The 24,566-nt window shown below is 69.1% G+C and carries 24 protein-coding genes; 8 read left to right on the top strand and 16 right to left on the bottom strand.

Going from position 1 to position 24,566, the window contains the following annotated elements; translation table 11 throughout:
- Positions 1 to 91: 91 nt before the first annotated feature.
- The 4 genes from F8O03_RS06815 to F8O03_RS18240 all read right to left on the bottom strand — a co-directional run bounded on the left by F8O03_RS06815 (position 92) and on the right by F8O03_RS18240 (position 3,933).
- Positions 92 to 565: a ribosomal maturation YjgA family protein gene (locus tag F8O03_RS06815; RefSeq protein ID WP_151423216.1), complete on the bottom strand. Its 474-nt coding sequence runs from the start codon at positions 563 to 565 to the stop codon at positions 92 to 94.
- Entirely contained in the window at positions 562 to 1,806 is a 1,245-nt protein-coding gene (locus F8O03_RS06810) for a flavin monoamine oxidase family protein (RefSeq protein ID WP_244296002.1), read from the bottom strand. Before F8O03_RS06810 ends, F8O03_RS06815 begins: the two co-directional genes overlap by 4 nt.
- Positions 1,807 to 1,942: 136 nt before the next feature.
- Positions 1,943 to 2,629: an ABC transporter ATP-binding protein gene (locus F8O03_RS06805; protein WP_151423214.1), complete on the bottom strand. Its 687-nt coding sequence runs from the start codon at positions 2,627 to 2,629 to the stop codon at positions 1,943 to 1,945.
- Entirely contained in the window at positions 2,626 to 3,933 is a 1,308-nt protein-coding gene (locus tag F8O03_RS18240; protein ID WP_208851814.1) for an ABC transporter permease, read from the bottom strand. Before F8O03_RS18240 ends, F8O03_RS06805 begins: the two co-directional genes overlap by 4 nt.
- Positions 3,934 to 4,099: 166 nt before the next feature.
- Between F8O03_RS18240 and F8O03_RS06795 the strand changes: the two genes are divergently transcribed.
- Both F8O03_RS06795 and F8O03_RS06790 read left to right on the top strand, forming a co-directional pair.
- Positions 4,100 to 5,332 (top strand): sensor histidine kinase, encoded by a 1,233-nt coding sequence (locus F8O03_RS06795; protein WP_151423213.1) that lies wholly within the window; start codon positions 4,100 to 4,102, stop codon positions 5,330 to 5,332.
- Positions 5,329 to 5,955 carry a response regulator transcription factor gene (locus F8O03_RS06790; protein WP_151423212.1) on the top strand — a complete coding sequence of 209 codons (627 nt, stop codon included), beginning with the start codon at positions 5,329 to 5,331 and terminating at the stop codon, positions 5,953 to 5,955. Before F8O03_RS06795 ends, F8O03_RS06790 begins: the two co-directional genes overlap by 4 nt.
- On the opposite strand, the gene F8O03_RS06785 is transcribed toward F8O03_RS06790, so the two are convergent.
- From F8O03_RS06785 to F8O03_RS06775, 3 genes are all read right to left on the bottom strand, one after another.
- The gene (locus F8O03_RS06785) at positions 5,952 to 6,305 is read right to left on the bottom strand and encodes a hypothetical protein (RefSeq protein WP_151423211.1); all 354 of its coding nucleotides are present in this window, start codon (positions 6,303 to 6,305) and stop codon (positions 5,952 to 5,954) included. The genes F8O03_RS06790 and F8O03_RS06785 overlap by 4 nt on opposite strands.
- 32 nt (positions 6,306 to 6,337) lie before the next feature.
- Positions 6,338 to 7,921 (bottom strand): HNH endonuclease signature motif containing protein, encoded by a 1,584-nt coding sequence (locus F8O03_RS06780; protein ID WP_167516513.1) that lies wholly within the window; start codon positions 7,919 to 7,921, stop codon positions 6,338 to 6,340.
- Positions 7,922 to 8,102: 181 nt separating this feature from the next.
- Positions 8,103 to 9,530, bottom strand: a complete 1,428-nt coding sequence (locus F8O03_RS06775; protein WP_425280951.1) for an amino acid permease — start codon at positions 9,528 to 9,530, stop codon at positions 8,103 to 8,105.
- Positions 9,531 to 9,751: 221 nt separating this feature from the next.
- Here F8O03_RS06775 and F8O03_RS06770 point away from each other — a divergent pair, with 221 nt between their 5' ends.
- Complete coding sequence (locus F8O03_RS06770; RefSeq protein WP_167516512.1) at positions 9,752 to 10,255, top strand: VanZ family protein; 504 nt, start codon at positions 9,752 to 9,754, stop codon at positions 10,253 to 10,255.
- 181 nt (positions 10,256 to 10,436) lie between these two features.
- On the opposite strand, the gene F8O03_RS06765 is transcribed toward F8O03_RS06770, so the two are convergent.
- Positions 10,437 to 11,603, bottom strand: coding sequence for a sensor histidine kinase (locus tag F8O03_RS06765; protein WP_151423208.1), 1,167 nt, complete (start codon positions 11,601 to 11,603; stop codon positions 10,437 to 10,439).
- Entirely contained in the window at positions 11,600 to 12,295 is a 696-nt protein-coding gene (locus F8O03_RS06760) for a response regulator transcription factor (RefSeq protein ID WP_151423207.1), read from the bottom strand. Before F8O03_RS06760 ends, F8O03_RS06765 begins: the two co-directional genes overlap by 4 nt.
- 86 nt (positions 12,296 to 12,381) lie before the next feature.
- On the opposite strand from F8O03_RS06760, the gene F8O03_RS06755 reads away from it, so the two are divergent.
- A complete protein-coding gene (locus F8O03_RS06755) occupies positions 12,382 to 13,092 on the top strand; it encodes a M15 family metallopeptidase (protein ID WP_151423206.1) in 711 nt (236 codons plus the stop codon).
- Between the two features lie 120 nt (positions 13,093 to 13,212).
- Here F8O03_RS06755 and arfB read toward each other — a convergent pair whose 3' ends face one another.
- A complete protein-coding gene (arfB, locus tag F8O03_RS06750; protein WP_151423205.1) occupies positions 13,213 to 13,635 on the bottom strand; it encodes an alternative ribosome rescue aminoacyl-tRNA hydrolase ArfB in 423 nt (140 codons plus the stop codon).
- Between the two features lie 251 nt (positions 13,636 to 13,886).
- Here arfB and F8O03_RS06745 point away from each other — a divergent pair, with 251 nt between their 5' ends.
- The 3 genes from F8O03_RS06745 (at position 13,887) to F8O03_RS06735 (ending at position 16,313) form a co-directional block, all read left to right on the top strand.
- Positions 13,887 to 14,279, top strand: a complete 393-nt coding sequence (locus tag F8O03_RS06745; RefSeq protein ID WP_151423204.1) for a hypothetical protein — start codon at positions 13,887 to 13,889, stop codon at positions 14,277 to 14,279.
- Entirely contained in the window at positions 14,276 to 14,527 is a 252-nt protein-coding gene (locus tag F8O03_RS06740; protein WP_151423203.1) for a hypothetical protein, read from the top strand. Before F8O03_RS06745 ends, F8O03_RS06740 begins: the two co-directional genes overlap by 4 nt.
- A 355-nt stretch (positions 14,528 to 14,882) precedes the next feature.
- A complete protein-coding gene (locus F8O03_RS06735; protein ID WP_151423202.1) occupies positions 14,883 to 16,313 on the top strand; it encodes an MFS transporter in 1,431 nt (476 codons plus the stop codon).
- A gap of 297 nt (positions 16,314 to 16,610) precedes the next feature.
- On the opposite strand, the gene F8O03_RS06730 is transcribed toward F8O03_RS06735, so the two are convergent.
- The 6 genes from F8O03_RS06730 to F8O03_RS06705 all read right to left on the bottom strand — a co-directional run bounded on the left by F8O03_RS06730 (position 16,611) and on the right by F8O03_RS06705 (position 22,400).
- A complete protein-coding gene (locus F8O03_RS06730) occupies positions 16,611 to 16,922 on the bottom strand; it encodes a metal-sensitive transcriptional regulator (RefSeq protein ID WP_151423201.1) in 312 nt (103 codons plus the stop codon).
- A gap of 102 nt (positions 16,923 to 17,024) precedes the next feature.
- Positions 17,025 to 18,392, bottom strand: coding sequence for an MFS transporter (locus tag F8O03_RS06725; RefSeq protein ID WP_151423200.1), 1,368 nt, complete (start codon positions 18,390 to 18,392; stop codon positions 17,025 to 17,027).
- Between the two features lie 166 nt (positions 18,393 to 18,558).
- Positions 18,559 to 18,834 carry a YHS domain-containing protein gene (locus F8O03_RS06720; protein WP_151423199.1) on the bottom strand — a complete coding sequence of 92 codons (276 nt, stop codon included), beginning with the start codon at positions 18,832 to 18,834 and terminating at the stop codon, positions 18,559 to 18,561.
- Between the two features lie 41 nt (positions 18,835 to 18,875).
- Positions 18,876 to 21,146 (bottom strand): heavy metal translocating P-type ATPase, encoded by a 2,271-nt coding sequence (locus F8O03_RS06715; RefSeq protein WP_151423198.1) that lies wholly within the window; start codon positions 21,144 to 21,146, stop codon positions 18,876 to 18,878.
- 91 nt (positions 21,147 to 21,237) lie between these two features.
- Entirely contained in the window at positions 21,238 to 22,065 is an 828-nt protein-coding gene (locus F8O03_RS06710; RefSeq protein WP_244296000.1) for a hypothetical protein, read from the bottom strand.
- 122 nt (positions 22,066 to 22,187) lie between these two features.
- On the bottom strand, positions 22,188 to 22,400 hold the full coding sequence (locus tag F8O03_RS06705) for a heavy-metal-associated domain-containing protein (protein WP_151423196.1): 213 nt from the start codon (positions 22,398 to 22,400) through the stop codon (positions 22,188 to 22,190).
- Between the two features lie 262 nt (positions 22,401 to 22,662).
- On the opposite strand from F8O03_RS06705, the gene F8O03_RS06700 reads away from it, so the two are divergent.
- A complete protein-coding gene (locus F8O03_RS06700) occupies positions 22,663 to 24,564 on the top strand; it encodes an ABC transporter ATP-binding protein (RefSeq protein WP_151423195.1) in 1,902 nt (633 codons plus the stop codon).
- Positions 24,565 to 24,566: the final 2 nt, after the last annotated feature.

The raw sequence follows: 24,566 nt of genomic DNA, 5'->3' as shown, positions 1-24,566 counted from the left end.
GCCGCCTGCTCGGAGGGTCTCGGAGAGACCGAGCTCAACGAGCGCGGAGGGCCTGCTCAGCCGTTAGGAGAAAAGCAAAAGGAACACGCGTTCACCGTATCAGCGGGGTCGCGGCTCGTCGAGAGTCCTCAGCGCGTCGGGAAGGGATGCGCTGGACAGCGAGGTCAGCCGCGCAGGCGAGCACGCCGGTGAGCGCGTAGACGAGAAGGTCGCGCGGGTCGAACCCCGCCCCGAGCACCAGGCGGGCTGGCGCGAACACCTCGGCGGCGCGGTGCGGCAGCTCTGTGAGCTGGAGGAGCTCGACCGCGAAGGACCATCCGACCGCGATCGTCGCGAGCAACCATGGTCGAGCCCGGGGCGCGAGCAGCATCACGCCGAGGTAGACCGCGCCCGTGTACAGGGCGTCGCCCGCGATGTCCGAGATGGCGCCGTCCGGAAGCAGGAAGTGGGTCGCGAGGCCGAGTGCGACCGTCGCGGCGAGGAGCACAGCTGCGGCACCGCGACGACGACGGCCGGCTGACGTCTCCCGTTCGGCGCTGTCTGGCAGTTGGGCGCGGGGCTTCATCGCGCGCCGCGCGCAAGTGCGCCTGCGGGCCCAAGCGCTCGAGCCGCGCGCAGCCCGGAGACGACGGCACCGTTGAGGGTCTGCTCGACGCCCGTGTGCTCGCCGGCGAACGCGACGCGTCCGGCTGGCGCGTCGAACGCGCGGAGGTCGGCGGGGGTCCAGTCGAGGGACGCCGCCGAGTACGAGCCGAGCGTCCACGGGTCGGCCGTCCAGTCGGTGAGCAGCACGTCGCCGTCGATGACCAGCTCGGGGCGCAGGGCGCGCAGCTGGCCGACCCAGGTGTCCGGCCCGTCAGCCGTGCGCAACGCGTCGAGCGTTGCGCGGCTGCCCGCGAAGCACGAGAGGGCTGGGATGCGGTGCTCCCCATCCGCAGACAGCGACCGCCACGACCACCAGGTCAGGTTCGCGCTCTGCAGCGCAACGTCGTCGTCGACGGCTGTCAGGGGCACGCCGAGCTTGGCGGCGGTGCCCATGAGGCGGTGGCCGAGTGCCGCCCGTTGCGCATCCGGCAGCTCGAACCCGAGCCGCAGTCCGCGCAGGATCGGGAGCGGCACCGCGATGACGGCCGCGTCGCCGTGCAGCGCGGAGCCGTCAGCCAGCGTCACCTCGACGCCGGCCGCGGACTGGTCGACGGCCGTGATCGGATGTTCGAGCCGCACGGCCGCCCCCAGCCGGTGCGCGAGCTCGATCGCCAGCGATTGGTTGCCGGCGACGAACCGCCCGCCGTCGTCGATGAACGGCTGGCCGGCGTCTGGGTCGTGGAGGAAGGCCGATTCGGCGCTGACGAGGGTCGGGTCGTTCGCGAGTGACGTGACCATGCGCCGATACACCGGGTCGTGTTGGTAGCCGGGGCCGAGCGCCTCCCTGTGCGCTTCTTCGACGGAGACTCGCGTGGCCCCGTCGGCGAGCATCCGTCGCAGTGTCTCGGTGACGTGCGCCGTCGTGGCCTCGAGCTCGGCGAACGACACGTCCCTGCCGTCGACGGTGCGCCTGGCGTAGCGGACGTTGTGGCTGAGGATGGGCACCTCGACCTCGGCGGCGAGGCGGCGGATCGCGAACTCGGTGGGGAACACGTACTCGCCGCCGCGCTCGGTGAGCTGACCGTTGCCGAGCCGCTGCGACCAGGTGCGGCCGCCGACGCGGTCCCGCGCCTCGAGCACCGTGACCTCGTGGCCGAGCTTGTGCAGTTCCCAGGCGGAGGTGAGGCCGGCGAGGCCCGCTCCGACGACGATGATGCGCATGCGTTTCCGGCCGCCTTTCTCAGCGGCCGCAGTTCGGTCGCCTCCCGATTCTCGCGCAGCTGAGCCGCGTCTGTGCTCCGTTGGCGGAACGCGACCCGCCTGGCTGAGCCGAACCTGTCTGGAGAAGTCGCGTCCGTCAGCTCTGGAGCTGCGCGAGGCGACCGTCGACGAGCTGCACCGACGAATGCAGGCTGGGGAGGTGCGTGAGGTCGTGCGTCACGAGCAGGGTGGCGGTGGCGAGCTCCTTGCTGAGGCGCAGGACGAGCTCGATGATGGCCGCTCCCCGCTCCTGGTCGAGGGCGCTGGTCGGCTCGTCGACGAGCAGGGCGCTCGGACCGTTCAGGAGGGCTCGCGCGATGTTGACGCGCTGCCGCTGGCCACCGGAGAGCTGGTGGGGGCGCTTCGCCCGGTGCTCGGCGAGGCCGACCGCGTCGAGCAGCTCGTCAGCGCGGTCGGAGACGTCCCGCCGGCGCCCGCGGCTGCCCCGCTCACCGAGCTCGTTCATGACGAGGAGCTGCTCGCGTGCCGTCAGCGAGGGAAGGAGGTTCGGCTGCTGGAAGACGATGCCGATGGAAGACCGACGCAGGGCGGCCGACTCGGAGCGGCTCAGCGTGCTGGCGTCGACGTCGCCGATGCGCACGCCGCCTGAGTCGGGGCGGATGAGCGTGGCCGCGACGGCGAGCAGGCTCGACTTTCCCGAGCCGCTGGGCCCCGTGATGCCTGTGACGGTGCCTGGGGCGGCCGTGAGGCTGACGCGGTCGAGCGCGGTGAGGCGGCCTGCGCCGTCCGGGAAGGTGAGCGTGACGTTGTCCAGGGCGATCATCGGTTGCCTCCGAGGGCGGTGAGCGGGTCTGCTGAGGTGACGGATCGCAGCGCGAACGCTGCGCCCGCGAGGCCGAGCGCGATCATGATCGCGCCGGGAACGAGGGTCGTGAGGGGGCTGATCAGGAACGGGAGCGCCTGGCCCGCGAGGGCGCCGAGGATCGCGACGAGCCCGATTCCGGTGCCGATGCCGACGAGCAGCACGAGGAGCGCCTGCCCGAGCGCATCCCGAGCCAAGGACCGTGTGCTCGCGCCGAGCGCCTTGAGGACCGCGACGTCGCCCTGGCGCTGCATCGTCCAGACGGTGAAGAACGCGCCGATCACGAGGCCGGAGATGCCGAAGAGCATGGCCACCATGAGCAGCAGAGACCCCACTTCGGAACGGAACGCGGAGAGAGCGGTGAGGGACCCGACCAGGGTCTCCGAGACGACGCCGGCCTCCGCATCCACGGCACCCCAGTCGGGGTTGCCGGAGATGGCGAGCACGGTGGCGAAGGCGTCGGGCGACCCGGTCGCCTCGGCGATTTCGCGCCAGTCGGTGATGCCGACTTCGACGACGGGGGTGTGGCTGTACCAGGCGTCGGGGCCGACGGTCTCGACCCGGAAGGACGTGCCGGCGATCGTCACCTCGTCCCCCACGCCCGCGTCGAGGTCTGCTGCCGCCGTCGCCGAGAGGGCGATCGTGCCCTCCGAGGGCGCGGAGAGGGCGTTCGTGCCGGGTGCCGGCTCGGAGATGGTGTTCGTGCCGTCCGAGGATGGTGAGCTGGCGTTCGTGCCCTCCGCGGGTGCGGAGAAGGTCTTCGTGCCGGGTGTCGGCTCGGAGGTGGTGTTCGTGCCGTCCGAGGATGGGGAGCTGGCGTTCGTGCCCTCCTCGGGTGCGGAGAAGGTCTTCGTGCCGTCCGAGAGTGCGGAGCTGCCGGTGGTGTCGCCCTCCGCGGGCCCGGACATGCTGAAGTCTGTGGGGACGCCGAAGACGGCGACTGCGGCGCCCGTGGTCGGGCTCTCCGCGCGGAGCTGGCTGATCCCGAGCGGGTCGACCCGAGTCACCCCCTGCATGGCGGCGATCGTGTCGGCCTGGTCTCGGGTGGGCGACGACGTCGAGAAGCTCGGGGCGTCGTCACCGCTCGGCACGGTGAACGCGAGCCGGTCGGCGGGAAGGGCGAGGATGCCCGAGATGTTCTGGGTGGCGAGGCCGCCGGTGAGGCCGCTGAGGAATCCGACGAGCACGGTGATGAGTGTCACGACGGCGCCGATAAGCAGGAATCGGCCGCGTGCGAAGCGGAGGTCGCGGAGGGCGACGAACATGGGGGGTCCTTTCCCGTCGCCGGTTGCGGCGACTCAGGCAACCCTCCCGCTGAGTGCCGGGGGCGGGCATCGGCCGTCGGCACGGCCCTTCCGCTCCACACGGCGGAGCGTTCCGTCCAACTTTCGAAGGATGCCGGCGCTCCCGCTCGTGTCTAGGCTGAGCGGCATGTCCCCCTCCGCGCTCACCCCTGTCTTCGTGGGGTTGCGCACGGGGCTCCACGTGCTGCTGTTCGGCCTGCTCGCGCTCGTCGCGGCTCGGGCACTCCTGACGCCCGAACCGAACACGGCAGTCGTGCTCGGCGCGGTTGCGCTGTTCGGTGCGACGTACGCCCTCGGGATCGTCGCGGGCTCCCGTGCCGGCGCCGGGCCGGGCACCCGCGTCGTGCCGGTAGCTCGTTTCGAGCCCGGCGCTCGCGTCGAGCGTCGGCGTCTGCTGTGGCTGACCGCGCTGACGCTCGAGTGGATGCTGCTCCTCTGGCTGTCCCGGGAGGCCGCGTACCTCGTCTTCCCGCTGTTCTTCGTGGTCCTGCACCTGCTCGGTCGGCGTGCCGGGATGCTCGCCGTCGCCGCGATGACCGCCGTCGCGGTCATCGGTCTCGGCGTGCATGAGGGCTGGTCGGTGGCTGGGGTCATCGGCCCGTGCATCGGGGCCGGTGTCGCCGTGCTCATCGGGCTCGGCTACGCGGCGCTCGCGAAGGAGGCGAGGGAGCGGGAGGCGCTGATGCGGGAGCTGCTCGAGACGCAGGCCCACCTGGTCGCGACGGAGCGGGAGGCGGGGACGCTCGCGGAGCGGGCGCGGCTTGCCCGCGAGATCCACGACACGGTCGCGCAGGGGCTGGCAAGCATCCAGATGCTCCTGCACGCCGCCGAGCGCGCGGACCCGGAGGGGCCCGGCGTCGGGCACGTTCGTCTCGCCCGGGACACCGCCTCGGCCGATCTTGCGGAGACGCGGCGCTTCATCCGCGAGCTCTCGCCGCCGGACCTCGACGGTGCCGACCTGGAGCAGGCGCTCCGTCGGCTCGCCGAGGCGACGACCGCGGCGCACGGTCTGCGTGTCGACGTGCGGGCGAGCGCCCACCCGCTGCCGATGCCCGTGCAGACTGCGCTGTTGCGCATCGCCCAGGGTGCGCTCGCGAATGTCACCCAGCATGCTGGTGCTCGCCGCGCGACGATCACGCTCGACGAGACGGATGCCGGCCTGGTGTTCACGATCGCCGACGACGGCCAGGGGTTCGATGCGGATGCGGCGTCGAGGTCGGCGCGCCCGAGCCCTGATTCGTTCGGTCTCGTCGCGACCCGCGACCGCGTGCAGCAGCTGGGCGGCACTCTGGCGGTGGCGTCCACGGCGGGCCGGGGCACGACCCTGACCGTCACGCTCCCCCGCGAGGTCGCCGCATGATCCGTCTCGTCATCGCCGACGACCATCCTGTGGTCCGGGCCGGCCTCAGGGCTCTGCTCGGCGGCGAGTCCGACATCGAGGTCGTCGCTGAGGCTTCGACCGCGGAGGAGGCAGTGCGCGCCGCGGCGGACACGCGGCCGGACCTGGTGCTCATGGACCTGCAGTTCGGGGCACGCGAGAACGAGACGGGGGCTTCGGCGACGAAGCGCATCCGCGCCCTGACGACTCCCCCGCACGTGCTCGTGGTGACGAACTACGACTCGGATGGTGACATCCTCGGTGCTGTCGAGGCCGGTGCCAGCGGGTACCTGTTGAAGGATGCGCCCCCGCACGAGCTGCTCGCTGCGGTGCGCGCGGCGGCGGGAGGCGTGAGTGCGTTGGCCCCGCCGATCGCGTCGCGCCTCATGGATCGGCTGCGGGCGCCGCAGCAGAGTCTGTCGCCGCGGGAGATCGAGGTGCTCGAGCTCGTCGCGGCCGGCCGCTCCAACACGGAGGTCGCCGCAGCCCTGTTCGTCACGGAGACGACGGTGAAGTCGCATCTCGCGCACGTCTTCACGAAGCTCGGCGTGACGTCGCGCACGGCGGCGGTTTCCGAGGCGAGGGCGCGCGGCGTTCTCCGCTAGCCCCCGTTAGTCCCGGCTAGTCCCGGCGGCGGCCCTTGCGCGCAGGCGAGACCGCGTGTCCGCGTGCTCCGGACCTCGGTTGCTCGCAGGCCAGCACGCCCGCACGCCCGTGCGGCCGAGCGGCCGAGCGGCCGAGAGTTCGGTGCCTGGCGCCAGGTGCGCGCGAACCGCGCAGCGCCGCACTTGAAGCCATCACCCGCTCCGACAATGGGCTGAACGAACTCGCGCAGGAGCAGCAGCATCGGCATCGGCATCGGCATCGGCATCAGCATCAGCATCAGCATCAGCATCAGCGGCAGCGGCAGCGGCATCAGCATCAGCATCAGCATCAGCGACAACAGGAAGAGCAACTGCTGCGCCGGGGCTGTCGTCGGTGTTTGAACTAGAAGGGCGGACGGGTGGTGTCGTCCTGCCGCGTCGAGGGACCGTCGCTGGCGGGACGCGCGCGTTCGCGTCGCTCCGAATGAACGGGCTCGCCTCTCCTGGGCATGTCCGTCGGTCTGAAGAGTTGGTCGCTTGGTCTGAAGACCACCCCGTGTGGTTCGGGGCTGCTGATGTAGATCTTGCCGCTTGGTGTGGTCCATTCGAGGACGCCGCCACCGAGTTGTCGCACTTTCCAGGCGGTGTGGTGTTTGACGATGTGGTGGTTCTTGCAGAAGTCGCTGAGGTTCCAGACCGCGGTCTTGCCGCCGTGCTGGTAGTCCTCGGTGTGGTCGAGCTCGCACCTCACCGCGGGTTGTCGGCAGCCGATGAAGCGGCAGTGGACGTCGCGGGCCTGCAGGAACGCGCGCATCGCCGCGGTCGGCTTATAGGAGTCAACGGCCTGCACGGCCCCGGTGATGGGATGCGTGAGCACGCGGATGAAGGCTGGTGCGGTCGCGGCGAGGCGCTTCGCGTCCTCGATCGGCATTGGCGTCATCCCGTCGAGCAGCGCCGGCGCCTGTCCGGCCCCGGGGGTGTCGGCGAGGACGGTCGTGATCGGGATCGAGAGCTGCACGTTCGCCTGGATACCAGCGGCCGCGGAGTTGCCCATCGGGTCACTGGTGAGGAGCATGTCGGCGACGACGTCGGACATGACCTCGTTCAGACTCCGCTCGTCCAGGGCCGCGGCACTCTTCGCCCCGCTGTCGACACCACTCTTCAGCTCAGACGCAAGGGCAGGGTCATCGCCTGCGCGAGCGTGGTCGACGGCGGCCCCGAACGCACTCGCGGATTCGGGCGCGGAACTTGCCGACCCCGAGCCGTCTTGGTCTCCGGGCTTCTGCCTCGCCTTGATGATCGCGAGCGCCTGCTTCCGCACCCGGTCCCGGATCGCGTGCGCGACGAACGTGTCGGTTGTGACCCGGATGATGCTCATCCCGTCGCCAAGATCTTCGACCGTTGCGCGGCGTTGCCGCCTCGCCCGCGCGTGCCGTTGATCGATGGACTCACCGGTCAGCTCCTCCGCGACCCGCTCCGCGGCCTTCCGCAACGCCTGCGGCGGCAGAGGTTCCCGGCGCACGCGCTCGAGCATCACCTCCACGAACAGCGCCCGCCGCTCGGCCTGCTCGACCGGGTCCTCGTGGTTCACTTTGAACCCCACCTCGACGAGCTTGTGCACTTGCGCGGGCGTCACGACGTTCTCGTCCAACGCGACCGCCAGAGCAGGGAAGTCCTGCTGCGCTTTCGAGGAGAGCGCCAGCTGCCCCTGAGCCACCCCGCACGACACCTGCATGACCAGCGCCACCTCGTTCGCGATGGACCGCACGTGCATCGCCGACTCCGCGCACCCCTCAGCAACGTCCAACGCGTGGCCGAAGTCGTACGCCGCCGCATGCGCCCGCAACTGCAACGCAGCGCCGCTCGCGATCATCGCCGCCGCCCGCTCCTCCAACGCGAGGATCTCCGCCCGCCGCGCCGCAACCGACGCCGGATCCGCAGGGTCAAACCCCGGGTCCGGAAGGTCGTGCTCGCGGTGCTGTTGCATGTCCCCAACGCTACGGACGACCACCGACATTCTGCAGAGCCGAGGATAACTTTCTCCGACACGCTTGCTTCCAGACCACCAACCTCGGGATTCATCCCCAGATCTGACCGGAACCGAGAATTCACACTTCCGAGAGACCGTTTCGAACGACCTGGCGGATCGGCACGGAGATTCCCTCCACCTAGATCTTCTGCGCGCCACCCGACTCGGTTGGCGCGGATCCAAGCGTCCCCTCGTTCACCTCGCCGCGCAGCAGCTGCACGGGGTCGACGCCCTGCCTGCGCAGGTGCCGGTTGGTGAGCGCGCAGGCGACAGCGATGACGGCGGTCATGCCGAGGGTCGCGAGCAGCTGCTCCCTCGAGCCCTCGTTGAGCATGGTCAGCACGACGATCACGATGAGGATCAGTGCGGCGAGGATGCTCAGCCAGGGGAAGCCGGGCATGCGGGCCGTGAGGGTCTCGCCGCGCGCATCCGCTCGCCGCCGCAGCACGAGCTGGGAGGCGGTGACCGTCGCCCACAGCACGATGAGGGTCGAGCCGACGATGTTGAGGAGTGTCGGCAGGACGGCGTCTGGCGCGAGGAAGTTGAAGATGACGGTGAGGAAGCCGACCCCGACGGAGACGAGCACGGCCACGGTGGGCGTGCCGTTGCGGGCGAGGCGCTGCATGCCGCGTGGCGCGAAGCGGCGCTCGGACAGCGAGTAGACCATGCGAGAGGCGCCGTAGAGGTTGGCGTTGAGCGCCGAGAGCAGGGCGATGACGATGATCGCCGACATGATGAGGTCGACGCCGGGGATGTTCGTGAGGGCGAGCACGGCGGCGAACGGGCCGGCGACGACGGCGGGATCCATCCACGGCAGGGCGGCGACGATCACGAACACGGAGCCGATGTAGAAGAGCAGGATGCGCCACAGCACGCTGCGCACGGCGCGGCGGATGCTCGTGGCGGGGTCGCGGGTCTCGGCGGCGGCGATCGCGGTGAGCTCGGTGCCGCCGAAGCTGAACATGACGATGAGGAGGGCGGCGGAGATGCCGAGGATGCCGGTCGGCGCGAAGCCGTCGTGTGCGACGAGGTTCGACAGGCCGGGTGAGGGCACGTCGGGGATGAGCCCGAAGAGGAGGGCGACGCCGAGGGCGAGGAAGCCGATGATGGCCGCGACTTTGAGCACCGCGAACCAGAACTCGAAGGAGCCGTAGCGGCGCACGCCGAGGAGGTTGATGAGCGTGAAGGCCACCATGAAGGCGAGCGCCCAGACACCCTGCGGGACGCCGGGCGTCCAGGCGGCGACGATGGCGGCGGCGCCGGTGGCTTCGGCGGCGATGACGATGACGAGCTGCATCCAGTAGAACCAGCCGAGCGTCGCACCCGCGGTGGCGCCGAAGGCCTTCGCGGCGTACACGGAGAAGGCGCCGCTCTGCGGGTCGGCGGCGGCCATCTCCGCGAGCATGAACAGCACGAGGATGACGAGCAGGCCGGCAACCGCGTACGACACGATCACGGCAGGGCCGGCGACCGCGATCGCCTGCCCTGAGCCGACGAAGAGGCCCGCGCCGATCGCCCCGCCGAGGCCCATCATCGCGAGCTGCCGCGGCGTCAGCGAACGCTGCAGGTGCTGCGCGTCGCTCTTCTGGCCGGCGACGGCCTGCGGTTCGCGCGCGGCCTCATGCGGAGTGCTGTTCTCGGATGCGCTTGCGGAAGTCACAAGCCGGAAGTCTCTCACGAATGGCGAACTCGGCCCGGCGCCTGTGGAATCCGCCGACCCGGCGGGTATCGTCCGCGTATCGAAACCCGCATACGCCACCGCAACACGCCCCTCGAGAGGCTGTAGCAATGAGCTACAGCCGCGCAGACCAGACCCTCGAACTCCCGACGACCGGTCCCTTCGTCGACGCTCGGCGCGTGCCGCAGACCCATCGGACGTCCCGCGCGCCGCGCTTCCTCGTGGCCGTGCTCTTCCTCGCGTACCTGGTGCTGCTCACGTGGCTCATCGTGTGGAAGCTCGAGGCCCCGTTCGTCGGATGGGGTGAGATGCGGGCACTCAAGCTCATCCCGTTCGTTGCCAGTGAGGGGTACGCGGCGAGCCTCCCGCTCGAGGTGCTCGCGAACGTCGCCGTCTTCATCCCGTTCGGGCTCTGCACGGGCTACCTGTGGCGTCGCGCGCCGGGCCCGAAGACGTTCTTCGCGGCCGGGTTCGCGAGCCTCGCCATGGAGACGACGCAGTTCGCGCTCGCCGTCGGCAGCTTCGACACGAGCGACATCATCGCGAACACCGTCGGCGCCCTGATCGGTGCCGCGGTCGTCGCGCCGAGCGTGCGTCGCTCGGCGTTCAGCTAGATCGAGTGCGGCACAACGAGCTCAGCACCTGAGGCGGCAGCGTGATGGGTTTCCGTACCACTGATGGGTTTCGTGGACGCCCGTGCGGGCTTTCGGCGGAGGGTGGTGGGTAAAAACCCATCACGCGCATCGAAAGTCAGCACAGCCCCTCCGCGACCGCGAAACAAAGCCCCAGCATGACCTAAATCCCGTCCGTCGACCCGGCGTCGACCGCCAGCGGCAGCCGCACGGTCACCCGCAGCCCGCCGCCGTCTCGCGCCGCGAGTTGCATGGACCCGCCGTGCGCCTTGACGACGCTCTTCACGATCGCCAGCCCAAGCCCGACACCGGCGTGGTCGCTGCGCGCGCGCTGCTCGCCCCGCTGGAACGGCTCCGTCAGGGTAGCGAGCAGGTCATCGCCGATCGGACTGCCCGTGTTCTCGACGACGAGCGTCGCCGCAGCTTCAGCCTCAGCCGCAGCCGCAGCCGTCGCCCCAGCCGCCGCATTCGTCGCCGCCACCGCATCCGTCGCCGAACTCGTCGTGAGGGTGACCGAGCCGCCCTGCGGGAGGTTGTGCACGATCGCGTTGTGCAGCAGGTTCGTGGTGAGCAGGGAGATGAGCGCGGGCGAGCCGATCGTGGTCGCGGCCTCCCCCGCCGTCTCGATGGCGACGCCGCGCTTCTCGGCGAGCGGCAGGAGCGTCTCGGCGGCCTCCTCGGCGACGAGCGACAGGTCGACGTGCTCGGTCGCGAACGTGCCGTGCTCGGTGCGGCTCAGCACCAGCAGCGCCTCGGTCAGCTCGATGGCGCGCGCGTTCACCGAATGCAGGCGCCCGAGGACCGCGTCGTGGTCGTGGTCCGGGTCCTTGCGGGCCACGTCGAGGAGCGTCTGCGAGATGGCGAGGGGTGTGCGCAGCTCGTGCGAGGCGTTCGCCGCGAACCGCTGCTGCTGGGCGACGTGCGCCTCGAGCTGCGCGAGCATCGCGTCGAAGCTGTCGGCCAGCTCGGTGAACTCGTCACTCTTCCCGTCGAGGCGGATGCGGTGCGACAGCGACCCGGCGGCGGCGGCCCGCGTCGCGGAGGTGATGCGGGTGAGCGGGGCGAGCATCCGCCCGGCGAGGAACCAGCCGCCGACGAGCGCGAAGACGAGCAGGAAGAGCAGCGCCCAGGCAGCGGCGGGCACGAACGCGCGCACGAGGTCGGTGCGGCCGGGGAAGAACGTCCACTCGCTCGCCATCGCCTCGGCCGGCACGTAGCGGAGCAGGAACGCGTAGACGACGGCGAGCAGCAGCGCGCCAGCGATCATGAGGAAGGCGGCATAGCTGAGGGCGAGCTTGAGGCGGACGCTGAGCCCGCGCTGCCTGGTCACCGGTGGTCGTCCTCGTCGAGCACCGAGTTCGCTTCGGCGTCGATGCGGTAGCCGACGCCGGGCACGGTCACGATGAGCCAGGGCTCGCCGAGGCGCTTGCGCAGGGCGGAGACGGTGATGCGGACGGCGTTCGTGAACGGGTCGGCGTTCTCGTCCCACGCCTTCTCGAGCAGCTCCTCCGCGCTGATCACTCCCCCGCCCGCGCTCATGAGCACCTCGAGCACCGCGAACTGCTTGCGCGTCAGCGCGACGTAGCGGCCGTCTCGGTACACCTCGCGGCGGAACGGGTCGAGCTTCAGGCCGGCGATCTCGTGGATGGGCGGGCGGCTGTGCGCGCGGCGGCGGTTGAGGGCGCGCAGACGCAGCACGAGCTCCTGCAGCTCGAAGGGCTTCGTGAGGTAGTCGTCGGCGCCGAGCTCGAAGCCGGACGCCTTGTCATCGAGGCGGTCGGCGGCCGTGAGCATGAGGATGAGCACACCGCTGTTCGACGCGACGATGCGCTTGGCGACCTCGTCGCCGGAGGGGCCAGGGATGTCGCGGTCGAGGACGGCGACGTCGTAATCGTTGACGCTCAGCAGCTCGAGCGCGGAGTGCCCGTCCCCGGCGATGTCGGCGGCGATCGCCTCGAGGCGCAGCCCGTCGCGGATCGCCTCCGCCATGTAGGGCTCGTCCTCCACCAGCAGCACACGCATGAGCCGATGATACGAGCCGCGGCATATCGCGGGCGTATGGGAAAGACGGAACGCCCCGGCAACGTGCGCTCACGTGGACTTGTCCCATGACGCTCACCAGCCCGCCCCGCCACCAGCGCACCGACGACGACCAGCCACCCCGCAGGCGCGGCGTGCGGCGGCTGCTCGGCGGCGCATCCCTCGTCGCCCTCGCCGGCGTCGGGGTTGCGCTGTTCTCGGCGCAGCTCGGCGAGACGACGGCGTCGCACACCGAGCTCCCGGTGCAGGACACGGTGCTCGCGGAACCATCCGAGCTCGGGACCGGCGAGTCCGGCGACTCCCCTGCCTCGGAGGCAGACGGCGCCGAGAACCCGGATGGGCGCCTCCAGTTCGGCACGACCGCCTTCGACACCGAATACGCAGGCATCGGCAAGCTGTCCCCTGGGCTGCGTGACGCGCTCCAGGCGGCAACGCGCGACGCCCAGTCCGCGGGCGTCTCCGTCATGGTGAACAGCGGGTGGCGCTCGGTCGAGCTCCAGGAGCAGCTGCTGCAGGATGCGGTCGCCGAGTACGGGTCGAAGGAGGAGGCGTCGCGGTGGGTCGCCTCGCCCGAGACCTCGCTCCACGTGTCGGGCGACGCCGTCGATGTGGAGGGCAACGGCGCATCCGACTGGCTCGCCACCAACGGTGCCAGCTACGGGCTGTGCCTGACCTACCTCAACGAGCCGTGGCACTTCGAGTACCAGGCCGCCGCATCCACGAACGAATGCGCGCAGCCGTACGCAGACCCGACGCACGACTCGCGGCTGCGCGGGTAACTCGGAATGACGACCGGGCCAGGTGCCGCTCCCAACCCACCGGAACTGCCGCCGACGTCCTGCGGCGCGACTGTTCCGATAAGGAGCACTCGACTGGCAGCGACGTCCGGAAGGAAGAGGTCAGTCGGCGGTCGGGCGCCGGCGTTGCGCTTTCGTCGCGGAGCGCTGGCCTTTCGATTCGAGCCTCCGCCGCTGCGAGCCCTTCGTCGGCTTCGTAGCCCGACGCTTCGGCCCGGGCGGGGCGAGGCCCTCGCGCACGAGGTTCGCGAGCTTCTCGAGCGCCGCTTCGCGGTTGCGCAGCTGCGAACGGCGTTCGGAGGATGCGACCGTGAGCACCCCGTCGACGAGGCGCTTCCCGAGTCGCTCCAGGAGCATCCGCCGTCGATCGTCGGTGAGGACCTGGGATTCGCCGATGTTCCAGGAGAGTTCGACGCGACTGTCGGTGGTGTTGACGTGCTGCCCACCCGGCCCGGAGGATCGCGAGAACCGCCAGCCGAGCTCCGCGGCCGGAATCGTGAGCGAGCGCGACACCTCCAAGTCCATGCGCCAAGCCTCCCACGTTGAACGTCGCAGCCTCCCTCAACCTGTGACCCCCACTGCATCCACCCGAATGCCTGGCGGCTTTGGAAGTCTGGAAGCCTGACGGCGACGCTCCTCCTTGTGAATCCGGTCTTTGGTCACGGTTGCACACCATACGGGCCCCCTACCTTCCCCCGTTCGGAAGCCGGGACTAGCGTCAGGCGCAAGCCCTCGGCCAACGAGGGTCGATTTCAGGATCACCCTGGGAGGCCCGAATGAAGACAGGATTGATGAGCTGGCGCGGCGTGTTCACGCTGATTCTGCTGCTCATCGTCACGACCGCCGCTGTCGTCTCGATCATGAATGCGGGAACCGTTCCGACGTTCGACGACAAGGGGACGCTGCTCGTCGACCCGTTCGCCAACAGCAAGGATGTGCTGGCCCTGGTGCTGGCTCCCGCGACACTCGCACTCGGCTACTGGTTCGGTTCTTCCGGAACGGAACGGGCGGAGGAACAGCGCGCGAGCGCTGTCGTCGCCGAGCGAACAGCGAAGGACAAGCTGAATGAGTCCCAGTCCGCCGTCGCGGCGCTCTCCCAAACCTCTGATCCAGCGGTGGTCGCGGATCTGAAGACCCGCTACCCGCAGGCGTTCGGAGAGCGGCCGTGAGCGTCTTCAAGCACGATGAGGATGGCGGCGACCTGAGCCTCATCGTTGCTGGCTCGACACTCGTGCTCGCCTGCAACCAAGGCCACGCCTGGACGCTTCCGCTCACAGCTCTCGACGGCGACGGTGCGGCGCGCGACGACTCCCCCGGAGCCACCTCCGTGCTTCGGAACTCCATCCCGGACGACGAACCCGAGACGATCGATCGCGGACGATTGTCGGAGATCGTGGAGAAGTACACCGATCGCTGATGGCCCGAAGGCCGGGACCCCGCCCGTGATCGTCGATCTCACGCATCCGCTCACGACTGTCATGCAGGTCTCCCCCGGCGACCTTGAGGTGCGGATCGCACCCGGCAACTGATCCCAGGACGACGGCGTCGTCGTCCACGGTCCTCACCTTGGCGCGCACACAGGCCCGCACCTCCACGCACCCCGCACGTTGCGCAGGCGCGTCATCGGCGCCGTGGTTCGGCGCAACAGCGGGACATCGAGCGGCTCGTGCACCTCCTGCCGCCGCCGGGGTAACAACATGACACCCCTACCCCCTAGGGGTATAGAGTACAGCGCATCCGGATACCCCGGCTCTGTTCCAAGGAGGACACCCATGACCACCCACCCGCCCTTATCGCCCGCCAAGCGCTGGCTCGGCCTCGTGCTCATCGCAACGGCGCAGTTCGTCGTCATCATGGACACCTCGATCATCGGCGTCGCCCTTCCCGACATCCAAAGGGCGCTCGGTTTCTCACCCGAGTCGCTTTCTTGGGTGTTCAACGCCTACGTCGTCGCGTTCGGGGGCCTCCTCCTCCTCGGAGGGCGCCTGTCGGATGCATTCGGTGCCAGGAAGATCTTCGTGACCGGCTGGCTCGTCCTCATCGCGGGATCGATCATGGCGGGAGCGGCCAGCACGATCGGCCTTGAACTCGCTGGCCGCGCCATTCAGGGCGCAGGTTCGGCGCTCATCGCACCGGCGGCGTTGACCCTGCTGATGATGTTGTTCGGTGGCACGGCCGACCTCCCGAAGGCTTTCGCGGTCTACGGAGCTGCCGCGCCGATCGGCGGCACGGCCGGCGTCTTCCTCGGCGGCGTGCTGACCGAGTACCTGAGCTGGCCGTGGGTGTTCTACGTCACCGTACCTATCGCGGCTTTTGTCCTCGCGTTCACGGCCACGGCGCTCCCCCGGACTGCCCGCAAGGCGTCAGGATCCATCGATCTCGGCGGTGCCGTCACGGTGACGGCAGGGCTCGCGGCCGTCGTGTACGCGGTTGTGAACGCCCCAGAAGTCGGTTGGCTCACCTGGCCCACGCTGGCCGTGCTGGCCGCCGGCATCGTCCTGTTGGTGTTCTTCTTCATCATTCAAGCTCGTAGCCGCAGCCCGCTGCTGCGACTCGGTCTCCTCCGCGCCCCGCGGCTCGCCTCGGCAAACGGAGCCCAGCTGATGTTGGGCGCGGCCTGGGTGTCGATGTGGTTCTTCCTGAACCTGTACCTTCAGCAGGTGCTCGGCGCGACCGCGTTCCTCGCCGGTGCGGCGCTCCTCCCGATGACCGGCCTCGTCGTCATCGTCATGATTGCGCTCGCGCCACGTCTCCAGGCGAGGTTCGGCGCGAAGTCGATGATCGTCACCGGACTCCTGCTGCTGGCCGCGGGTCTGGCCTGGCTCGCGTTCGTTCGCCCAGACGGCACCTATGCAGTGGATGTCCTGCCCGCCTCGCTCCTGTCCGCCCTCGGCATGTCGCTTGCGTTCGTCCCGTCCCTCGGCACAGCCATCGACGCAGCACCGGCCGCTGAAACTGGCATCGCGTCAGGACTCGTCAGCACCAGCTACCAGATCGGCTCGGCCCTGGGACTCGCTGTCCTCACGGCGATCGTCTACGGCATCGCAGGTGCAGACGCGTCAAAGGCAGAACTGACCCAGGGATACTCAGCAGCCTTCATCGGCGCGGCCATCCTCGCGCTGGTCGGTGCGATCGTCACCGCCATCAGCATGTCCAAGCCGCGGGTATCCGCGCGCACGGCTGAGGAGTCAATCTCCGTCTGACGGCGACGGGGAGGGCGGCTTGACTGAGAACGTGCTTCAGCAGGCCGCCCGCCCGAAGCCGGTGACTCCACCACGTGCGGTGTCATCGGCTCGTCAGACGAACAGGATCGTGCTCACCGCAGAGTGAGTGGACCACTCCCCCACGCTTGTCGGACCTGTCACGCGGAAACGCAGGACGGGTCCGACAACTCTGCGCCCGACACGCGCCAGCTGGGCGCGGCGGTCCTGCTCGCCCTGGCATGCGACCTGAGGCCACGTGCGCCTCGCGTCACGCGCCGGACCGCGAACGGGTTCGGATCAGGAGCGGACGAGTCGACGGATAGCGTCGCTGGCTTCCTTGATCTTCGCCTCGGCCTCGTCCTCGCCAAGTCGCGCCGCGTCGACGACGCAGTGCCGGAGGTGGTCATCGAGCAACCCAAGGGCGACGACCTGCATCGCGCTGGTCAGGGCGCTGATCTGCGTGAGGATGTCGATGCAGTACTTCTCATCGTCGATCATCTTGGAGATGCCGCGTGCCTGCCCCTCGATGCGCCGCATCCGCTTCAGATACTGATCTTTGTCGCTGATGTAGCCATGGTCTCCTGCGGGAGACTCAGATGTGGGTGACATGGGTCGTTCCTTCGGAGTGAGCGGGCGAGCTGGGCGGGATGCCCGTGCGGCACGACAGGGATCGCGCCGGCGAGCGGCGGAACCCTCCAAACCGTTGCCAGGCTACCGGCCCTCGCCCGCTCGGCCCCTCGACCCTCGCTCACCGGAGGCAGACGCTGCGGAAGCTGCACCGTCGCGGTCCGCACGCTCGACAAGGACATCGCTGAGCTCGGTGACCGGATGCGCGGCCTCGTTTCCGTCCGGAACGTCACGAATCCTGAGCCGCCGCATGGTGGCGACCGCGCACAGCACCACGATCACGACGCCGACGACTGTCATCGCGCCCCGCAGCGTGGCGACCGGCACGAGCAAGCCCGCGACGATCGTCGGCACGCCGAAAGCCAGATACGAGACGGTGTAGATGACCGCCATCACGGCTGCACGCTCAGTGGGGCCGACGCGCGGCATGAGCGTCTTCAGGACGCCCATGAACGCTGTTCCGAACCCAGTTCCCACAACCGCCACCGTGAGGAGGTAGACCGGGAGGGAGTTCAGCGCCAAGGCAAGCAGGCTCAGCGCAGTTCCGACCCCAAGCGCGGACGTGCCGTAGACGCTGACAAGCCGTGCCGATCGGCGACGCAACAGGACGGACGTGATGATGCCCGCGACGGCGAAGATGGGAATCGCGACGCTCTGCTGCGCGTGCGTCGTCGCGCCGAATTCCTGCGCGACGAGGGAGGAAGCAAGGGCAAGGAAAAGCCCGTTGGTTGCCCAACCGGCAATGATGGCGGGCACCGCCACCCCGAGCGGTCGTCGCAGCCTCGCAGGAACCGCCAAGTGCGACCGGGGGCGCTCGGACCGGGAGCGCTCGACGCGCACACCAGTCGAGCGAGTCGAACGGGCCGAGCGAGTCGATCGGGTCGAATCCGGCGTCGCCCAGACCACTGCGGCCGCCAGGATGAACACGACTGCCAGGGTGCCGAAGACTGCACTGGATGCGTCGACGACGAGGTCAAGGACGAAGGCCGACGTGATTGCGCCGATTCCGAGGCCCGTCATGGCCGCGATGGTGTTCCACAGCGAGGCGGCCTCGGATTGTCTCGGAGGCGCGAAGTCAACCACCATCGCGGATAGCGCTGGCAAGAGCAGGCCGGCAGCGATTCCCTGCAGGGCCCGTGCGATGAGCAGCATGGCGAGGCCGCCCGACTGCCAGAAGAGCAGGAGACTCGCGGCCAGCACCACTGACCCGGTCGCGATAACGGGGCGACGCCCGACTGTGTCGGAGAGCGCGCCCGTGAGCAGCAGTGTCGCGAGCATCGTGAAGGCGTAGACGGCGAAGATCAGCGTGATCGCGACCGGCGGCAACTCGAATTGGGCAGCGAGCTCCGGGTAGAAGGGAGACGGCGCGCTGGCTGCGATCATCATCAGCATGGTCGCGGTGATAGCGAAGCCGAAGCCTCGCCGGCGGCCCGCGAGCGGCAGTTCTGACATCAGAGCGGAACTGCGCCGACGGCGACTTGCGGCGATCGTGACCCGGACGGCGCTGGAGCGAGCCCGACCGATCGTAGGTACTTCGTGATGAGCATTGCGGGGAGTATCCGTTCAGGTCGAGTCGACCGCGGTGAGTTGTCTGACGTCGTCCGCGTTCGGTGTACGGCTAGGCCATGTTGGCGGCGTACTTGGCAGGGTCCGAGTCGAAGGCTGGGCCGCATCCGGCGCAGCAGAAGTGGTACCGCTCACCCTCGTGATCTCGGTAGAGACCCACCGCTTCGGCGGCCTTCGTGTTGACGGGGGTGCCGACCATGACCGGACACGTGGTCATGTCGTCGTTCACGCCAGTCTCCAGGAGAGTCTCGCGCCCGTTGCGCGCGGCGGCGGGGTTGGGGGTGCTGGTGCTGCAGCAGCTCGAGGGGGCGTGTGTGTTGTTCGTCATGCGTGCATGGTTCCTTTCGTTGATGGGGTGGGGCGGTCGCGCTAGTTCTTGGCGACGGTTTTGAATCCGCGCAAGCGCAGGCTGTTGCCGACGACGAAGACGCTGGAGAGCGCCATGGCAGCCCCGGCGAGCATGGGGTTGAGCATTCCCAGCGCCGCGACGGGGATCGCCGCGACGTTGTAGGCGAAAGCCCAGAAGAGGTTGGTCTTGATCGTGCTGAGCGTCTTCCGGGACAGTCGGATCGCATCCACTGCGCTGCGGAGGTCTCCGCGCACCAGGGTGATGTCGGATGCTTCGATCGCGACGTCGGCGCCGGTTCCCATTGCGAGACCGAGGTCGGCCTGCGCGAGTGCCGGAGCGTCGTTGACACCGTCTCCGATCATCGCGACGACCTTGCCCTCGCTCTGGAGGCGGGTGACGACGTCGACCTTGTCCTTGGGCAGCACCTCGGCGATGACCGTCTCGATGCCAACGGCTGCGGCGATCTGTCGAGCGACAGCTTCGTTGTCTCCGGTGAGGAGGATCGGAGTCAGGCCGATCGCCGTGAACTGCGCAATGGCTTCGGCGCTCGTCGGCTTGACCGTGTCGGCGACGACGAGGATGCCTCGGGCCCGTCCATCCCAGCCCACCGCGACGACCGTCTTGCCTTCGCTCTCGATGCGCGCCTTCGTGGACGCCAGCTCGGGGCTCAGCGCCTGCGACCACTCGGCGAGCAGCGACTCGCGGCCCACCAGCACCGCGTGTCCGTCGACGATGCCTTGCACACCCCTGCCCTCGAGGTTCGCGAAGTCCTCTGGCGTTGGCAGGGCCCCCACCTCTTGGGTTGCACCCTTGGCGATCGCCTGCGCGATCGGGTGTTCCGACGCCTCTTCCAGCGCGCCGGCTAGCTTGAGCAGCTCGGTCCGGTCGGTGCCGCTCTCGACGACCACGTCGACGAGGCTCATCTTTCCCGTGGTGACCGTCCCGGTCTTGTCCAGCACGACCGTGTCGACCTTGCGGGTGGATTCCAGGACTTCTGGGCCCTTGATGAGGATGCCCAGCTGGGCGCCACGACCGGTGCCGACCAGGAGTGCCGTCGGAGTTGCGAGACCCAGGGCGCACGGGCAGGCGATCACGAGCACGGCCACTGCGGCGGTGAACGCCGCGGTGACCGGGAATCCGGCGCCGAGCCAGCCACCCAGGGCGACGAACGCGATCACGATCACGATGGGCACGAAGACCCCGGAGATCTTGTCAGCGAGGCGCTGCACCTCCGCCTTCCCGGTCTGGGCGTCTTCGACGAGCTGGGCCATCTGCGCCAGCTGTGTGTCGGAGCCGATTCTGGTTGCACGGACGACGAGTCGCCCGCCGACGTTGGCGGTGGCCCCGGTGACCGCGTCGCCCTCGGCGACCTCCACCGGCACGGCTTCCCCCGTGAGCATGGACGCATCCACGGCTGACGTCCCGGAGACCACGACACCGTCGGTGGCGATTTTCTCCCCCGGACGCACGATGAACTCGTCGCCGACCGCCAGATCCTCGACAGCGATCTTCGTCTCGATTCCTCCGCGGAGGACGGCGACCTCCTTCGCGCCGAGTTCCAGCAGCGCACGCAGCGCAGCGCCGGCCTGCTTCTTCGATCGCTTCTCGAAGTACCGGCCCGCGAGGATGAACATCGTCACCCCCGCGCCGACCTCGAGGTAGATGTTCGCCGCACCGTCAGAGGGGGCCAACGCGAACTCGAACGGATGCGTCATGCCGGGCGTGCCGGCGGTGCCGAAGAACAGCGCGTAGAGCGACCACAGGAAGGCGGCGGATGTGCCCATCGAGATGAGCGTGTCCATCGTGGCGGCGCCGTGCTTCAGGTTCGTCCACGCGGCCTTGTGGAAGGGCCACGCGGCCCACAGGATCACGGGTGCGGCCAGCGCGAGCGACGCCCACTGCCAGTAGGTGAACTGGAGGGCGGGGATCATCGCCATCGCGATGACGGGAACGGTGAGGACGATTGAGCCGATCAGCCGGTTGCGCAGCGACAGGAGCTCCGGATCCGCGTCGTCGGCGTCACCGGCCCGTTCGTCGTCGCGCTTCTTCCCCTTGGGCACGGGCATCGCGGCCGTGTACCCGGTCTTCTCGACCTCAGCGATCAGCAGGGCCGGGTCGTAGCCGTCCGGAACGGTGACCTTCGCCTTCTCTGTCGCGTAGTTCACGGTTGCGACGACGCCGTCGAGCTTGTTGAGCTTCTTCTCGATTCGCATCGCGCAGGAGGCGCACGTCATTCCGCCGATCTCCAGCTCGACTCCTGCCCCGATGTCCGGGACCGCTGATGGACTCATGTGGTTCTTCTCTTCTCTTGGCTGTGCGCAGACTCAGAACGGCGGCTGTTGACCGCAGCGGGGTTGGATGTGACGGGGTTGGTTGTGACGGTCAGTGCCCGTCTTCGTGTGACTCGTCGTCGGCGTCGGCAGCGGGGGCGCCGTGGCCGGCGTCGACCACGAACTCGGCGGTGTGCACCTGCCCGTCGACCTGGAAGTCCAGGTAGAGCAGGTAGCGCCCAGCAGTCGGGGCTTGCGCGGCGAAGCCGATGTCCGGACCGGACATCTCGCCGGCCTTCGGCTCCTCGCCCTCGGCGTGCACGTGCAGGTACGCGAGGTCACCCTCGCGCAGGGCGACGAGGTGGCCGAACGCGCCCAGGTACGGCTCGAGCGTGGTGACCGGAGTTCCGTCCCGTTCGACGCTGAGGGTGAGCTCGCTCGCCGAGCCTGTTGCCAGGTCTCCGTCGAGGGTCACCGTGAATCCGTCGACCTCGGCCACCCGTGTCGGCTGCGGCGCCACGGGAGCGAACTCCCCGGCCACCTGGAGCGTGTGGGTGAGCGTGAGACCGGGAGCGTCGTCGCCCGCGGGTGTGAAGTCCGCGAAGACGCGGTAGGTTCCGGCCGCAGCCCACTCCCACGGCACCGACCAGGTGCCAGTGGATGCGTCGAGCACGGGGTGGACGTGGCGGAACTGGCTGCCGTCGGATCGGGCCACGATCAGGTGCAGGTCCTTGTCGTGCGCGGTCGTGTACTCCGTGACCGGGGTGCCGACCGCATCCTGAATCTGGAACGTCAGCGCACCAGGCTCACCGACGCCCGCAGGCCCATCGACCTGCGCCAGCATGTATCCGTTGATTCCGAGCGAGAGGCCCTTCAGGTCGTCCGCAACGACGCTCGCTTCAGCTTCGCTGGACGCGTGTCCACCCTCGTGACCGTTCATTTCTGCACCCTTCGTCCAATCACTCACGACGCTCTCCGGGACAACGACGCCGGCGAGGCCGAATGCCGCGCCGAACGCCACCACCACACCGAGTCCGTATATCGCTAGTCGTGCGCCTGCGTTCATGTCGCTGGCACCGCCGTGTACCCCGCCTCCGCGACGGCGGCCAGGACCTGCGCGTCTTCGACGGGGCCAGAACTGGTCACCACGAGCCTGCCGGTCTGGGCACTCACCTGAATGTCCTCGACGCCGGTCACCTCAGCGACCTCTTCTCGAATCGACATCTCGCAGTGCCCGCAGGTCATGCCCGACACCTGGTACTCATTCGTGATCATCGCGACTCCTCCGAAATCTGGATACCCCTACCGGGTACATGTGAGTGCAACCGTATACCCCACGTGGGTATTCCGCCAAGCCGAGAAAGGGCGACATTCCCGGCGCGCACGCGTAAGGGCGATCCTGTTTCTCACGAGGCGGGGCGCGCGCGTCTCTCTCCTGGGGTCTCCAGCCGGCAGCGCACTGCGCCCCTGGCGGACAACCCCGATTTGGGACGAGCCGCGGCCTAAGCTGAGCCTCCTGCTAGGGGAAGGAACCGCTATGAGCATGGAAGGCGCGGCCTGGAGTTCGCTCTACAAGATCTCGTCCGCGAGGGATGGGAAGCACGGCTTCTCGCGTGAGTCGGTGCGGCGCATCCTGACGTTCGCGGTGCCCTACCGGTCGAAGCTGGTGCTCTTCATCGGCCTCTCCATCGTGGGTGCGTTCCTCGCGGTCGCGACGCCCGTGCTCGCCGGGCAGGTGGTCGACGTCATCGTCGCCAAGGGCGCTCTCAGCACGATCGTCTGGCTCGCGGTCCTCATCGCCATCGTCGCCGTCGCGGACGCGGGCGTCTCGCTCGTGACGCGCTGGTACTCGGCGAGGATCGGCGAAGGCGTGATCCTGGACCTCCGCACCGCCGTCTTCAACCATGTGCAGAAGATGCCGATCGCCTTCTTCACGCGCACGCGGACGGGCGCCCTCGTGAGCCGCCTCAACAACGACGTGATCGGCGCGCAGCAGGCGTTCAGCGGCACGCTGTCTGGCGTGGTCACGAACCTCGTGGCGCTCATCCTGACGCTCATCGTCATGCTCAGCACGTCCTGGCTCGTGACGGTGCTGGCCGTGATCATGCTGCCCATCTTCCTGATTCCCGCGCGCCGCATGGGCAGTCGCCTGGCCGCGCTGCGCCGCGAGGCCGCCGACCACAACTCGGCCATGAGCACACAGATGACCGAGCGCTTCTCGGCGCCCGGTGCGACGCTCGTCAAGCTCTTCGGTCGGCCGGATGAGGAGGCCGAGGAGTTCCGCGTCCGCGCGGCCCGGGTCCGCGACATCGGGGTTCGCACCGCGATGCTGCAGTTCGTCTTCTTCACCGCGCTGATGCTCGTCTCGGCGCTGGCCCTAGCGCTCGTGTACGGACTCGGCGGCGCTCTCGCGCTCGGCGGTCAGCTGGAGACCGGCGACGTGGTGACCCTGGCGCTGCTCCTCACCCGCCTCTACGCGCCGCTCACGAGCCTCGCGAATGCGCGGGTGGAGATCATGAGCGCGGTGGTCAGCTTCGAGCGCGTCTTCGAGGTGCTGGATCTCGAGCCGCTCATCAAGGAGAAGCCGGACGCCGTTACCGTGCCCGAGGGCCCGGTGTCTGTCGAGTTCGACGATGTGCACTTCGGCTACCCGTCTGCGGACAAGGTGTCGCTCGCCTCGCTCGAGGAGGTGTCCACGCTGGACACCCGCGGAGGCGAAGAGGTGCTGCACGGAGTGTCTTTCCGGATCGAGCCGGGGCAGACCGTTGCCCTCGTCGGCACGTCGGGTGCCGGGAAGTCCACGATCGCGCAGCTCCTGTCTCGCCTGTACGACGTCGACAGCGGCGCGGTGCGCCTCGCGGGCACGGATGTCCGCGACGTGACCTTCGCCTCCATGCGGCACACGCTTGGCATGGTGACGCAGGACGGCCACCTGTTCCACGAGACGATCCTCTCCAACCTGAAGCTCGCGAGGCCGGAGGCGTCTGACGACGAGGTGTGGGATGCGGTGCGCCGCGCCCGCCTCGAGCCGCTCATCCGGTCGCTGCCTGACCAGCTGGACACCATGGTGGGCGAGCGCGGCTACCGGCTGTCGGGCGGTGAGCGTCAGCGGATGACGATCGCGAGGCTCCTGCTGGCCCAGCCGCGGGTTGTCATCCTCGATGAGGCGACGGCTGCGCTGGACTCGACGTCGGAGGCGGCCGTGCAGGCGGCGCTGAGCGAGGCGCTCGAGGGGCGGACGGCGATGGTGATCGCCCACCGCCTGTCCACGATCCGTAGCGCGGACATGATCCTCGTGGTCGAGGACGGCTCGATCGTGGAGCGTGGCACGCACGAGGAGCTGCTCGCCGCGGCTGGGCGGTACGAGGAGCTGCATCGCACGCAGTTCGCGGTTCAGAAGAAGCTGGCGGCAGATGTGGATGCGGCGGGTGGATCCTGAGT

Origin of the sequence: Pseudoclavibacter terrae (genome assembly GCF_008831075.1) — a bacterium.
Lineage (GTDB): Bacteria > Actinomycetota > Actinomycetes > Actinomycetales > Microbacteriaceae > Pseudoclavibacter > Pseudoclavibacter terrae.
This window is presented reverse-complemented; position numbering and strand designations above follow the sequence as displayed.